This window comes from Sessilibacter sp. MAH1 (genome assembly GCF_054658315.1).
In genome coordinates, this window is the sequence record NZ_BAAGIC010000014.1 from 55,801 (window position 1) to 69,637 (window position 13,837).

Sequence of the window (13,837 nt, forward strand, 5' to 3'; positions counted from 1 at the left end):
GAATAACGTTTTATAGGTGTATCAATATGCAATTCATAAATACTGTAAAAAAAGCATTGGCATTGAGTACCGGAATTTATTTTTCGTCTATCGCATTGTCACCTGTGTACGCTCAATCCGATATCGACGTACGTAAAATTGTTAAAGAGTCTGAACTCGCCTCCTATTACGCCGGCGATGACGGTCGATCAATGGCGCGCATGGTGATCGTTGATGCCAACGGTAATTCGCAAATTCGACAATTTATTATCTTAAGAAAAGATATTGAAGACGGTAAAGACCAAGAACTCATGGTTTTTTTTTCACGCCCTGCCGATGTCCGCGATACCGTTTTTAGAGTCGTAAAACATACCCAGACCGACGACGATCGTTGGTTGTATTTGCCGGGTCTCGATTTAGTGAAACGAATTTCTGCCGGAGATAAGAGAACGTCTTTTGTGGGTTCGCACTTTTTTTACGAAGATGTCTCTGGCCGAAACACTGAACTCGACAACTATGAATTGGTGGAAGAATTAGAATCTAGCTATCGTATTAAAGGCACACCCAAAGATCCGTCTACGGTGGAGTTTGATCATTATTTTGTGAACATCGATAAAACAACAAAAATTCCCTTAGAAGTAGACTTTTACGATTCTAAAGATCGCCTGTACCGAAAAGTAAGCGCCGTTAAAGTAGAAGAAATCGAAGGCATACCAACCGTTGTTCACTCACGCGTTGAAGATGTGTTAAACGGCGGCGCTACTGAAATGCAATTTCGATTTGTCGATTACAACCTTGGCTTGCCTAACGATATTTTTTCTGAACGCAGTTTACGTACACCACCTAGAGATTGGTTAAAAATTACCAATTAGGATTTAGATACTATGCTTCCTCTTACGCTGACAAAGGCGTCCTATCGAGCAAGGACGCTCATTTTTTTTATTTCGTCTTTATCTTTTTCGGTGAATGCTCAACAAGCAACCGAAACAGACGATTTATGGAACGACGATGATTGGCTCGAAGAAACTCCAGAGGCAAATTCGAACGCATTTAGAATTACCGGATTTGGAGAAATACTTGCTGGACAGAGAATCACCGAATCGGAGTTTCATTCGGATACCAGCGCCGCCGATATACGTTTGCGTTTAGAAACTAAGTTTGATTTTAATGATGTACTTTTTTCGGTTAAATCAGATAGTTACTACGATCATGTTTTAGGTGATCTTCGCGGTGACTTTCGTGATTTAACGGCTAGCTATTCATTCAATAGTTTTGATCTAAAGGCGGGGCGACAAATATTAACGTGGGGCACCGGCGATTTTCTATTTTTGAATGATTTTTTTCCAAAGGATTGGCAGTCGTTTTTTTCGGGACGCGACGACGAATATTTAAAAGCTCCGTCTGACTCGGTGAAGTTGTCAGGCTACTTTTCTGCATTAAACATTGATCTCGTGTGGGTACCTGAGTTCGATTCTGACAATTACCTAACAGGTGATTATTATTCTTTTTTTAATCCGCAAATTGGTAATATAGACGCGCCGAAGTTTCTAGCAGACGCCCCCAATGACGATGAAATCGCTGTTCGTATCTATAAAACTCTGAACAGTACCGAACTTGCAGCCTATTTCTACGACGGTTTTTTTAAAAGCCCCAATGCCGTTGATGACGACGGTGAACTGACGTTTTCTCGTCTTAGAAGCGTTGGGTTTTCTGCAAGGTCTCCCTGGCAAAATGGTTTGGTGAATATTGAAACCTCTTATTTAAGAAGTCTTGACGATTCCTCGGGAAGAAATCCGCTCATCAGTAACAGTCAATGGCGATTTTTACTGGGCTATGAACGGGAGTTATTTACCCGTCTAACCGGCTCGGCTCAGATTTATTTAGAACGAACATTAAATTACGATAATTTGATTCGTTTTTCTGCACAGCCACAATTTGAACCCGAAGAAAATCGCACACTGACAACAGTTCGTTTGAGCTGGCGTAACGCCAATGAAAAACTTCGTTTTTCACTTTTTACCTTCTATTCTCCCTCAGATGAAGACACTTACTGGCGAATTCAATCCAGTTATCGACCGAATGATCGCTGGCTTTTTACTCTAGGAATGAATTGGTTTGATGGCGCCGCTGAAGATACTTTTTTTGGTCAACTCACGGACAATAAAAATGCGTATCTAAGATTGAGATTGAGCTTTTAACAAAGGGTTAAAATTGGCGCCACAATGATGATTTTTATGAAAATGGTGTTAATATAACTTCGGGGACTATATTAGAGTGAAGATAGACAATTATTGATTTAAACACTAGCTTAACTTAATAAATATCTTTTATTGCGCATTGATAGCTGCAAAAAATGAACAAAAAGCAAGGGCTAAAATCAATATAAAAATATAACGGTCTTCATATAACCCATAAAATATAGGAAGCTTGTTAAACTCAATACCAGACAGGTAAAGTGTGATGGAAATGCCAAAAGAAATGCCAAAACTACCTGAGGAAGATGCGGCAAAAGCTGCCGAATTTCTACGATCTTTGGCTAACGAATATCGACTGCTCATTTTATGCCGCTTGGCAGAGGGAGAAATGAACGTCGGTCAACTACATGAACCCTTCGATTTAAGTCAGTCGTCGTTTTCACAGCATTTGTCCGTGCTTAGAAAACAAGGCCTTGTTAAAAATCGTAAAGTTGCCCAAACCGTTTATTATTCTCTTAATGATCCCGATATCGAAAAAATCATGATGATCTTAAAAGACAAGTTCTGTCCGGATCTATAAGAACAGTTGATTAACTCTTCTGCGATTTAATCAGAGGGCAGAAATTGCAAACATAACTTTCAATTTCTTCGCAACTTCAATCACTTATTGTTATTGAAGTTGGCGGCACGTCCTTACATTGCTAGAAACTCAGGGTTGCTCCGAGTCTTCTTTAATAAATTCGCAGCTTCTATTTTTACTGAAAGAAATAACACCTGACTGATTTTTAAGGTAAAAATAGAAGTTTTTAACACTCTTTATTTTAACGTTGCGCGATTGCCTAAAAATAGATCGGTTGCCGATTCACATAATTTATTTATGTTTAAAAACAGTTATTCTCACAGCAGCAACAAACCTACTCGTGCTTTAACTTATCTTAAATTAACGAACACCAACATTTATTAGCCTGCAATAAATCGAACAACAAGTAATTTTCTAATTTCGGTTTTTCGCAATAGATTAAACCTCACAAAAAACCACAAAAAAATTCTTTTCGGTAAGCAGTTTGTAATAATTAGCTTTATATTTGAACAAACTTTACCCGACATAAATTGTTTTTTTAACGTCTTCTAATAGCATTTTTCAATAATTATAAAAATGACTTAACGTTTCTATTTTAATTAACCGGAATTTTTTGAACTATCGTCAAGATCACTTACGTCCTGTTCTTGCAGCCATACGTAAAACTCTAAATCTTCTTGTAATAAAGGAAGATCCTCATTTACAACCACTAAATTCAATTCATCCACTAGCTGGCTGGAGTCGTCTAGGCTGCTTGATGAGTTAAATACCACAGCCACGGCAACCACAAACATAGCCGCAAAAGCTGTTACACCGACTACCCAAGAGTTGTTTGATAGAAATCCAAAAAACTCACGGCTGGATTTATCCTGTTTAAAGTTCAACGCCGCATTACGTGCGACATTAAGTCGCACCTGAATGTGTGCTGGAAGAGCCTCTGCTTCTTGATCAAGTACGCTAGAAACTTTTTTAGTTAATTTTTTTTCCGCGTCAGAAGTTTTATCAAGCGGATTTTTTGGAGATTTCATAAGTCGCTCCCTAAGTGCGCGAGCTGATCTTGTAATGCCGATAAGGCTCTAGAGAAGTGTGTTTTTACGCTGCCTTGACTACAACCCATAATTTCGGCGGTTTCTTCGGTGTTATGTTCCCACCAGGCTCTCAAAACAAAGGCTTGTTGCTGACGTTTGGGCAGTTTTTTCAACGCGGTTAAAATGTGCTTTTTATATTGTGTATCTGCCAAAGATTGAACCGGTGTGCTTTGCTGAGTTGAACCTTCATCTATATCCAACTCTTCTTCACTTACCTCGTGCTGCTGCCACCAGAACATCACTTTACGAACCTTTTGACGTCGATACCAATCGCGAATGGTGTTTTGCAATATGCGTTGGAAAAGACCACCCCAGAGTTCTGGATCAGCATCGCGATAACTTTTTACCATTTTTAGCATCGATTCTTGCACGATATCTAACGCATCATCTTCGTTACTGACGGCAAGTTTTGCCGTAACAAAGGCACGGCTTTGTACGGCTTGGAAAAAAGCATCTAAGGGGCTATGGCGAGCACTCACGATATCAGTCCTTTACCATTGATAACGCAGTGATAGTTCTCCATACACAATGGATTCATCAATTGACGACGAACCCAATGCACCCATAGTCCAGGCATCTGACAGCGCGTAGTCAGCGCCAAGAGTAATGCTGGTTTCTTGTTCTTCGATGATGGCAAATTGATATTGGGAAACCTGTGAAAATAAGCCCCAATCACCCAGTACGTATTGAGCACCAGCGCTCACTTGCCAGTCGACTAAATCAAACAGTCCAGAAAGGTTTTGCTGAGCAACCAGCAACACAAATTGTCGCTGTGCTAGATTCACTGGAAACTCTTCGTCGTAGTCGTAAACAATACCGTCAATACTCGCACTGAAATTATTCCAATAGCGTACAAAGCGCAGTTGATAACCGGTGCGATCAAATTCTCGACTGCGACTGGGTAAGCGCTGGAATCGTCGCAGCACACCCTCACTGGTGATAGTTCCAATTGAAACGCCGAGCTCGGCAGACCAAGAACCGGGAAAATAACGAAGGTTAACACCAACATCTTCCGTTTCAACCGAGCTGTCGGACTTGGTTGTTGTGTAGTCGAGGCCAAATCCCCAGGTTTTTATGGGATCGGTGCTAAATCTGAGGTAGGTTCTTTCGCTGTGTTCGGATTGCTGAGCAAGGTCGAATTCAGACTCACTGTAGCTCGCCTCAAATAAGTGATAACCGGGCAATTCAAGGACTAAATCTGCGGCATACAAGCGCTGGTCTTCGGAGTCTGAGCCAATTCGCAGGGTAATATCGTTGTGTTTTGCGTCCGAACCCAACCATTCGTCGTCGGCCCAGCACAACCCCGGCAATAAACACAGCCATAAAAGGCGGTAGCGCATAATACAATTCCTATTGACGACGATTCTTTAGTTTCTGAAAAAGCTCTTGTCGTTGTTGTGGCGACAAGCTTTTAAAACGCTGTTTAAGTGCTTCACGTTTTTCGGGTGGTAGCGATTGAAATCGATGAAACTGCTTGCGAATTTTTTCTCGATCGCGCTCGGGTAATGCTTGAAATTTTTCAAAGCGTTCGCGCACGGCTTGCCGTTGCGGTTCGCTCAAGCTTTGCCACAATTCGCGTCGTTCTTGCGCTTGTGTACGCTCCTGTGGCGTCATTTGCTGCCAAATAGATGCTCCTTTTAAAAGGCGCTGCTTTTGTTCCTGTGAAAAACTCTGCCACTGGTCTTGTACCGCCGCAAGAGCGGTCTGTTGTTGCTCGTTGAGCTCGGCCCAGCTCTGCGCCTGTGCTTGGTTTGCGGTGAACACTAAGGCACACAAACATAAGCCATACAACGGTTGCAATAAACGATAAATAGTCATGGTTCTTTACTGCCCTGCGGTGTCGAGTCTGCCTCAGCTTGAGGCCCAGCTTGTTGCTTTTCGTAGTCTTCCAAGCCGTGGTACAAAATTACGTTGAAAGTTAGGTCGTCGGTACCGGAGAAGTCTGCTAAAAACTCCAATAACGCCTGCGACGGCGCCTTGGTTGACAAAGACTCCGAAGTTTTTACCTCACTGTCAGAATCATCCGCCCATACGGGTAATGGTGTCAGCGACAAGCACAAGAGTGCGTTAACTACCCGCATGTGCCGTTTTTTTCTGTCTGTCATGTATAAAACCTAGCGATCCAATCTAAGATGATATGCACCTGAATAACCTACTGGAAATGGACTGTTTTGATGGTCGACTCTTGCAGTCTTTCCGTGTTCGTAACTTAAAGGAACCTCTGATTAACTCATCCTTGATTTAATCAGAGGGCAGAAATTGAAAATGTGATTTCCAATTTCTTTACAGTTTCAATCACTTACAGTTCTTGAAATTGGCGACGCATCCTTGTGTCGCGAGAAACTCTAGGTTAATCAGAGTTTCCTAAAGCTTTAGTAAGCGACCGTTTTCTCTGCTTCAAATAATTCTGACGCTTTTACCCAAAAACCATTTGCGTTAAAAAAACCCTAATGATTTATTTAAAATGCATTTTTATTGTAAATGCAGGTCATCTACCTGTCAGACAGTTAACCATGCCAATCACGCAATCGGCAATACAGTCACTCAACCAGTAATACAGCCACACGACCAGCAACATAGCCTCACAATTATCAGCGGGATGATGAGCGGCGGCTTGAAAGCCAATCAACCACATTTACACCATGATCCACGTCTAACTAAAGAGCTCATAGCAGGGCTTTGGAAAATACGCTTTCTGATTTGCTCAATCTCTTAATGACTCGCAGGAATCGACGTCAACGTATCCGTTCTTGTATACCATAAAACTCGGGCAAATCAGCGTTGGCGGTAGGCGAATGCCAATGACATCAATAGAATCAATCTGATGATAAAGATTAAATATGAGGTTTTTCTAATAATGAGATCGGAAAAATAACAGGAGAGGAAACTTGAAAACAAGACGATTAAAACAGCAGTTGTTGGTTGATCGTCTTAAAAATAGAAAACTCCGACAAACCTAGAATTTTCAATGCAACTCGTTCAATGCAACTCGTTCAATGCAACTCGTTCAATGCAATTCATTCAATGCGAAAAAGATGTGTCGTCAATTTCAAGAACGATAAGTAATTGAAATTTTGAAGAAATTAAAATTCGCATTTTTCGATTTCTGTCCTCTGATTAAATCGTGAAGGAATTAATCAGAGGTTCGAATACGCATAAAACCAGAAACTTACATCATTAAATCAACGCCGCACTCAAGCTGCTCAAACCAATTCAAGAATTGTCTGACTTGGTCTTTACCAACAAAAGGCTTGCCGTGTTGAGGCAAAATCATTTCGATGTCTAGATTTCTAACACGATCTACCCATGCTCGACAGGCTTTGTTAGAGGCCATATAACGTCGATGAAATCCTTCCATTAACGGTACATGCTCTGCGAAATTAGTCACCGCCATATGATCTTGTCCCGGTGTTACCGCAGCACCCACATCGCCCGAGAATAAAATCTTTGAGATAGGATCGTAAAAATGGAAATTACCCACAGAATGTAGAAAATGCGCTGGAACCGCTTGTATGTGGGTTTTTCCTAATGGAATTTTGGCGCCTTTGTCTGGAAGCTCAATCATTCTATCGATTAAAGATTTATTCATTTTTCCAGATACGAAACCAGACACCAAGTGTGGTAAGAATCGTGCCCACAAACGCGAGGTTACCACCTGGCAGTCTGTGTGCATTAACCAACGTGGTAAAGACGAAATAATATCGGGATCTTGGTGAGACGCAAAAATTAACTTCAAGGTTTTCAGTGAAATATGTTTGCTTAACTCAATAGATAACGGGGTATAAGTTAAATCACCACCTGGATCAAATAAAGACGCTTCGCCATGATCCACAATCACTAACTGGTTACTTGGAATTCCCTCACCGTCAACGAGGCCAGTAACGAACAAGCATACATGCTCGTCTTGATCATAAACTCTAACCACTCGTTCAGACATAACTCTCCACCACCTGTTTCAAAAACACAGCCTGCCAATTTGATAGAAAAAATATAAATAGAAGCATCTTAAAGGAAGGATGCATAAAAACGATTCTTGCTATTTGCTCGACCTTTCTACAAAGGTTAGGCATTTAAGAATTTAAACATCGGCGGAAAAACAAATACATAAAACCGCTAAAAACGATGTTAATTATGTATTTAAAAGCTTGCTCATTGTTGTAAATAAAATCAACCCGCGAACATTACCGATAGCCCGAAAATATAACAGCCTATTTTTTCGGGGTCGGAATTGTAGAACATTAGAAAAAGAAATGTGACAAAAATTTTCTTAAACACCAACATAAACTCAGGTGTACACATTTAATTAAGGCAAATATTTGTCTTGATTAAAATAATACGTGCGAATTATTGTTTATTGTACAAACTCACCATTTTTTTGATTTAAAACAAATGTGATCGAATTATCGTCAAAACTTTACTGCTTTTTGGAACCGATTTAATCAAAGTGAATACTAACTGATAATTTTTCCGCCAAATTAATCAATTTTTTTGAAAAATACGATTAACGTCAATTTTTGCTCAAAAACTTGACTACAAAAACTTTTAAAGCGATTTAAGTTCACTATCAATAAAACTCTAAAATAATCAATTACGTAATAGAAACTTGGCTTGTTAAATTAAATTCAATGTTACGTTAAAGATTTATCTTATCTTATTTAGACTGAATAATTTTAAATTATAGATACATTTAATAATCTAGTTATTAATGCAAAGACTAGTGAATTAGAAAAAATTAATTTAACAATATAAATATAGCAAAGAAGTGTAATTGAGATAGGAGATATAAAAATTTATTCGAATTATACGAGGAGGATTCTTACGGCAACTCTGAGTTTGCTGAAAGTCGCCATCAATACAAAGACATGTCGTCAACGTTGATAAACGATTGTAATTGCCGGACAGATCTGAGCTTACAGAATCCGCCTCTGATTAAATCAAAGCTGAGTTAATCAGAGGTTTCTAAACAGAATCTTTTGTTGATTCAATTTAGCGAGATTACAAGGCGTCTTAATATTCCGCGTTGTGATAAACGTTTTGGACGTCGTCAACGAAGTTCAGCATATCGATAAACTTCTCGAACATTTCCAAATCTTCGCCTTCGATGGCGGAACGCTCGTGCGGTACGAATTGGATTTCGTCGACATCAAAATCGATGTCACCAAACGCTTCGGTTAACGCGGAGCGCGCTTTGGCGTACTCGGTATGAGGAACAAACACACTAACTTTTCCGTCTTCGGATTCGATGTCTGTAACTTCTACATCGGCTTCCATCAACGCTTCTAGGGTTGCTTCTTCCTCACCGGAAAACACAAAAACGCCACTGTGATCAAAACTGTGACCAACAGTACCTTGGGTACCGATTTTTGCTTTGCACTTGGTAAAGCATTGGCGCACATCACCAAAGGTTCGATTGGGGTTATCGGTTAGGCAGTCAACGATTACCATGATGCCACCGGGACCAAAACCTTCGTAGCGAGCCGATGAAAAGTCTTCGCCAGCCCCACCTCGGGCTTTGTCCAGCGCTTTTTCAATAACGTGACCGGGTACTTGGTCTTTTTTTGCGCGATCAATTAGGCCGCGAAGTGTTAGGTTCCCGTCTGGCTCAACGCCGCCCGCTTTTGCGCACACATAGATTTCACGACCGTATTTACTGTAAACCTTCGCTTTCGCATCGGAGGTTTTCGCCATTGACTCTTTTCGGTTTTGATAGGCTCTGCCCATTGCGTCCTCGTCGATCTTCCAAAAGTTGGCGATTTTAACTTCAGGCCGCGAATTAGTGAACCCATCTTATTAGTCAGATTTTAAATCAATAGAGATTTTATGGTTTATTGTGGATTATTGTTGAGCTTTACCGTAGGCCTCGACCTTACTCCACACTCGTAATAGGTTGCCGCTCCAGATTTTTTCGATGTCTTCTTTGCTGTAACCACGGTTGACAAGCTCTTCGGTGATTGCCGCACTTTGGCTGATGTCGTCCCAACCTTCAATACCGCCGCCGCCACCAAAATCAGAGGCAATACCGGCGTGATCGATGCCAACAAGCTTAATAACGTACTCAATGTGATCAACAAAGGTTTTTATGGTAGCTCTTGGCCATTGCGCGTTTAAAGCCGCTACCGCGTTTCGGAATTCACCCATTTGGGTTTGGGTGACTTTTTTGTACCAATCGGCACCCTCAAAACCCATTTTTGCTTTAATAGCTTCGATCTCTGCTTTGGCTTCATCGGGAAGCGCGCGTAAATAGCTATCAAAAGCTACCAGCTGAATTACGCCATCGTACTTAGCGATGGTTTTAATTTCTTCATCGGACAGATTGCGCGGATGATCAAACAGCGCCTTCACACCAGAGTGCGAAGCAATGACCGGAGTGCGTGAGAATTCCGCCGCTGCAAGCGTGCTTTCTTTTGAAGTATGGGAAACATCCACCATAATTCCCCAGCGATTCATCGCCGCAATAAGCGCTCTACCCTTCTCACTCAAACCGTGGTTAACGGGTTCGGCAACACCTTCTTGTTCGCCTTTGGGGCCAGAACTATCGCCAAAATCGTTGTGACCGAAATGTGTTAAAGAGATATATCTGGCGCCGCGGTCGTAGAATTCTTTTAAATGCTCGTAGTTAGAGCCAAGAGAAAACGCATTCTCAACACCAACGGCAACCGCAAACTTACCGTCGGCCACGGCCGCTTTTAGCTCCTCTGGGTTTCTCACCAAAGCAACATCGTTGGGGCTGTTCGCAACCATGCGCTCAATCGCGGTAAACTTTTGCTGGGCTTCTTCGTACGCGGTTGCATAACCTTGTTCAGACACCGGCCCTTGGGCAACATACACAATCAAAAAGCCCGCATCCAGACCACCAGACCGCGTCTTAGGCAGATCAACCTGCATGGGGCTTAGTTCGCGAGGATCTGCGTCATCAAGTCCAAGGGTAATGGGAATATCAATGTGCGTATCAATAGTCAGTAAAGACTGGTGCAGTTGTGAAATGTCGGCAGCATCAGCGGCCGATTCAGAAACACTTTTTGGTTCAGAAACAGTTTGTTCAGATGAATTCGTTTGTTGGACATTTTCTTCAGACGCCGGTTGTTTGGCATCACAACCCAATAATGCCGCGCCAACAATGCACATCGCCAACAACTTTTTTGGGCCCAACAATTTCTTCGAGCCCAACAATTTTTTCGAGCCCAACAATTTTTTCGAGCCCGAAAGCGGATTTGAGGCCAAAAACTGGGGAAAAATAACCGATGTGGATTTCATCAAAGCCTCTTTTTATTGCTTAACAAACATTTATTGATCGCCAAAACACTGAGTGCCTATGCACTCAAGTATGTTTAAACCAAATTTGCACAACCACGTTGAGAACAGGAAACTCTGGCTAACCTAGAATTTCCAGCAAGACAAGAATGTGTTGCCAATTGAAGAAACTATAAGTGATTGAAATTATAAAGAAATTAATAATTGCATTGTCAATTTCTGGCCTCTGATTAAATCATGGATGAGTTAATCAGAGGTTCTAATGTGATCGCGCGCCGCTGGTCTTAAAAAACCGCTGCGGCATCATCACCACGCTTGTCGGCGCCGGTTTCATAGGTGCCATCGGGTAGACGCAAAATCGCATCAACCTTACCAATAACCGGTGCTCGACCGCGGTTCACTTGGTAACCTTTTGCTTTTAAGCCTTCTAAAAGCTCCTCGCTAAAACCCTCGTTTTCAAACAACACTAAATCGGGCAACCATTGATGATGGAAACGCGGCGCATTAACCGCTTCTTGCATACTCATTTCAAAAGCTGTGACGTTTAAAAATGTTTGTAACACAGAGGTAATAATGGTTGAACCACCCGGCGCACCCAAGGCCATAAAAAACTCACCGTCTTTTTCGACGATGGTTGGTGTCATGGAACTCAGCATACGTTTACCGGGTTGAATGCTGTTGGCTTCGTTACCAATTAAACCAAACATATTCGGCACACCGGGTTTTACACTGAAGTCATCCATTTCATTATTAAAGAAGAAACCGAGTTCATCGCTAAACAGTTTTGAACCAAAACCACCGTTAATGGTGATGGTGGCAGCAATAGCGTTACCGTATTTATCGACGATGGAGTAATGGGTCGTTTCCATGCTTTCGGCAAAATTAATATCCCCGGCGCTAATGTCAGAAGATTTTGTCGCCTGATCAAAACTAAAATCGGCCATGCGATTTTTAAGATAATTAGGATTCAGCAATTTATCTTTAGGAATATCGACAAAATCCGGATCGCCCAAATATTCGTTACGATCGGCATAAGCGCGGCGCTCTGCTTCAACAATAATTTGCGTAGAAGGCAAACTATTGTGATCGTATTGACCCACGTCGTAGGGTTCGATCATGGTTAAAATTTGCTGTAAGGTCACACCACCGCTGCTTGGTGGGCTCATCGAAATAATGTCGAAGCCGTTGTAAGAAAAACGCACGGGTTCGCGCCAAACGGCTTTATATTGCGCCAAATCTTCTTCGGTAATATATCCACCTTTTTCTTGAATAAATTGGGCGATCTTCTTGGCCGTCTCGCCTTTATAAAATTCATCACGGCCGTTGGCGACGATTTTTTTCAAGGTTTCTGCGAGCGCATCACGCTTAACTATTTCACCCACCTGATATTCACGGGCAAATTTAGAATCGCTGCCACTGATTTCCGCAATCAAAGGACGACTGCTATCCAAACGGCTTTTTTGATATTCAGTAACAACCACACCTTTTTCAGCCAAATCGATAACGGGCTGTAAAAGCTCGGCAATGGGTTTAGTTCCAAAGCGTTCATGCATCGCAAAAATACCGGCGATTGTGCCAGGCACACCTGCCGCAGTTGCGCCGTTTCGGCTCATGCCCGAGATAACTTCGCCGTTCTCATCGAGATACATATCTCTGTGTGCCGCCAGAGGCGCTTTTTCACGAAAATCCAAAGCACCTACCGAACCATCTGCCTGACGATACACCACAAAACCGCCGCCACCGGGACTACCGGCAAATGGATAAGCAACCGCTAACGCCATTTCAACCGCGACCATGGCATCAAACGCAGTGCCGCCCTTTTTAAGAATTTCTAGGCCAACTTCAGAAGCTTCAATGCGTGCAGACACCACAGCGGCTTCATTCGCTATAAGACCGGTAGGTTTTGCATAAACAAAGCTAGAGCCTGATGAAACAGAAGATGATTCGACAATTTCGGTAACACTTGAAGAAGTTTCTGTGGAGCTGGTTTCAACGGGAGGCGTTTTTGCTTGATCGTCACTACAGGCAGTAATTGCCACGAACAAAGAGCACAGTAGAGGTAACTTAAGATTTGTCATTAATGTATTTCCTGGGCGAATTTCGCTTTGGGTACCATTTAAAAATAGAAATTAAAAAATTGAGACCGTTTTTAACGCTAAAAAAACTACCGTTAAAACAGATTTTGTCTAAGAAGCAGCTGCAATCAGGTAAGAATATGTAGCCGAAGTAGGTTTCAAAATAAAAAATATTTCATTAAACACTGATGCATTGATTATTTGCTAACACATTTATTTGCTGACATATTTGCTCAACTTCATCCGACCTAGACATTTTTATCAGCTCAGACGTTAAAAAAACTTTGTTCTTTATGCAACCGTAACAATACGCAATTTAACTTTTCAGAAATTGCACTACTGTCATTGCAGAACTTTTAACGCAGAGTATAGGAAACTCTGATTAACCTAGAGTTTCTCGCGACACAAGGATGTGTCGCCAATTTCAAGAACGGTAAGTGATTGAAATTGTGAAGAAATTGGAAATCACATTTTCAATGTCTGCCCTCTGATTAAATCATGGATGAGTTAATCAGAGGTTCCTATAGGGGTTATCCACTTTTGATACTCTGTTACCCATAGATAATTTATAGAGCATGCCTCAAATAAACCACGTTTTGAAACCTCCGATTAACTCCGCAATAATTTAATCGGAAGACACATCCTTGTGAGCTGGAAACTCTAGGTTAA

12 protein-coding genes are annotated in these 13,837 nt (G+C 41.6%); 3 read left to right on the plus strand and 9 right to left on the minus strand.

The annotated features are described in order from the left end of the window. Nucleotides 1–26 precede the first annotated feature (26 nt). The 3 genes from ACYQ28_RS14075 to ACYQ28_RS14085 all read left to right on the plus strand — a co-directional run bounded on the left by ACYQ28_RS14075 (nt 27) and on the right by ACYQ28_RS14085 (nt 2,754). Nucleotides 27–851: an outer membrane lipoprotein-sorting protein gene (locus ACYQ28_RS14075; RefSeq protein WP_460051101.1), complete on the plus strand. Its 825-nt coding sequence runs from the start codon at nt 27–29 to the stop codon at nt 849–851. Between the two features lie 12 nt (nt 852–863). Then, complete coding sequence (locus ACYQ28_RS14080) at nt 864–2,177, plus strand: hypothetical protein (protein WP_460051100.1); 1,314 nt, start codon at nt 864–866, stop codon at nt 2,175–2,177. Nucleotides 2,178–2,439: 262 nt separating this feature from the next. Next, nucleotides 2,440–2,754, plus strand: a complete 315-nt coding sequence (locus ACYQ28_RS14085) for an ArsR/SmtB family transcription factor (protein WP_460051098.1) — start codon at nt 2,440–2,442, stop codon at nt 2,752–2,754. A 599-nt stretch (nt 2,755–3,353) separates the two neighbouring features. Here the strand turns inward: ACYQ28_RS14085 and ACYQ28_RS14090 are convergent. The 9 genes from ACYQ28_RS14090 to ggt form a co-directional block, all read right to left on the minus strand. Continuing rightward, nucleotides 3,354–3,782, minus strand: coding sequence for a DUF3619 family protein (locus tag ACYQ28_RS14090; protein ID WP_460051096.1), 429 nt, complete (start codon nt 3,780–3,782; stop codon nt 3,354–3,356). Continuing rightward, nucleotides 3,779–4,321 carry an RNA polymerase sigma factor gene (locus ACYQ28_RS14095; protein WP_460051094.1) on the minus strand — a complete coding sequence of 181 codons (543 nt, stop codon included), beginning with the start codon at nt 4,319–4,321 and terminating at the stop codon, nt 3,779–3,781. The genes ACYQ28_RS14090 and ACYQ28_RS14095 overlap by 4 nt, the downstream gene beginning before the upstream one ends. Before the next feature lie 12 nt (nt 4,322–4,333). Further along, entirely contained in the window at nt 4,334–5,182 is an 849-nt protein-coding gene (locus ACYQ28_RS14100; RefSeq protein WP_460051092.1) for a hypothetical protein, read from the minus strand. A 10-nt stretch (nt 5,183–5,192) separates the two neighbouring features. Continuing rightward, nucleotides 5,193–5,660: a DUF3106 domain-containing protein gene (locus ACYQ28_RS14105; protein ID WP_460051090.1), complete on the minus strand. Its 468-nt coding sequence runs from the start codon at nt 5,658–5,660 to the stop codon at nt 5,193–5,195. Next, nucleotides 5,657–5,947, minus strand: a complete 291-nt coding sequence (locus ACYQ28_RS14110) for a hypothetical protein (RefSeq protein WP_460051089.1) — start codon at nt 5,945–5,947, stop codon at nt 5,657–5,659. Before ACYQ28_RS14110 ends, ACYQ28_RS14105 begins: the two co-directional genes overlap by 4 nt. Nucleotides 5,948–7,011: 1,064 nt before the next feature. Continuing rightward, a complete protein-coding gene (locus ACYQ28_RS14115; protein WP_460051087.1) occupies nt 7,012–7,779 on the minus strand; it encodes an oxygen-binding di-iron domain-containing protein in 768 nt (255 codons plus the stop codon). Nucleotides 7,780–8,849: 1,070 nt separating this feature from the next. Further along, the gene (locus tag ACYQ28_RS14120; protein WP_460051085.1) at nt 8,850–9,563 is read right to left on the minus strand and encodes a YebC/PmpR family DNA-binding transcriptional regulator; all 714 of its coding nucleotides are present in this window, start codon (nt 9,561–9,563) and stop codon (nt 8,850–8,852) included. A gap of 114 nt (nt 9,564–9,677) precedes the next feature. After that, nucleotides 9,678–11,096 carry a dipeptidase gene (locus ACYQ28_RS14125; RefSeq protein ID WP_460051083.1) on the minus strand — a complete coding sequence of 473 codons (1,419 nt, stop codon included), beginning with the start codon at nt 11,094–11,096 and terminating at the stop codon, nt 9,678–9,680. Between the two features lie 281 nt (nt 11,097–11,377). Further along, nucleotides 11,378–13,171, minus strand: a complete 1,794-nt coding sequence (gene ggt / locus ACYQ28_RS14130) for a gamma-glutamyltransferase (RefSeq protein WP_460051081.1) — start codon at nt 13,169–13,171, stop codon at nt 11,378–11,380. Between the last annotated feature and the right edge of the window lie 666 nt (nt 13,172–13,837).

Bases quoted from the DNA above. Each gene is read 5' to 3' on its own strand.
- ACYQ28_RS14075 (WP_460051101.1), top strand. From the start codon at position 27: ATGCAATTCATAAATACTGTAAAAAAAGCATTGGCATTGAGTACCGGA.
- ACYQ28_RS14080 (WP_460051100.1), top strand. From the start codon at position 864: ATGCTTCCTCTTACGCTGACAAAGGCGTCCTATCGAGCAAGGACGCTC.
- ACYQ28_RS14085 (WP_460051098.1), top strand. From the start codon at position 2,440: ATGGAAATGCCAAAAGAAATGCCAAAACTACCTGAGGAAGATGCGGCA.
- ACYQ28_RS14090 (WP_460051096.1), bottom strand. From the start codon at position 3,782: ATGAAATCTCCAAAAAATCCGCTTGATAAAACTTCTGACGCGGAAAAA.
- ACYQ28_RS14100 (WP_460051092.1), bottom strand. From the start codon at position 5,182: ATGCGCTACCGCCTTTTATGGCTGTGTTTATTGCCGGGGTTGTGCTGG.
- ACYQ28_RS14105 (WP_460051090.1), bottom strand. From the start codon at position 5,660: ATGACTATTTATCGTTTATTGCAACCGTTGTATGGCTTATGTTTGTGT.
- ACYQ28_RS14110 (WP_460051089.1), bottom strand. From the start codon at position 5,947: ATGACAGACAGAAAAAAACGGCACATGCGGGTAGTTAACGCACTCTTG.
- ACYQ28_RS14115 (WP_460051087.1), bottom strand. From the start codon at position 7,779: ATGTCTGAACGAGTGGTTAGAGTTTATGATCAAGACGAGCATGTATGC.
- ACYQ28_RS14120 (WP_460051085.1), bottom strand. From the start codon at position 9,563: ATGGGCAGAGCCTATCAAAACCGAAAAGAGTCAATGGCGAAAACCTCC.
- ACYQ28_RS14125 (WP_460051083.1), bottom strand. From the start codon at position 11,096: ATGAAATCCACATCGGTTATTTTTCCCCAGTTTTTGGCCTCAAATCCG.
- ggt (WP_460051081.1), bottom strand. From the start codon at position 13,171: ATGACAAATCTTAAGTTACCTCTACTGTGCTCTTTGTTCGTGGCAATT.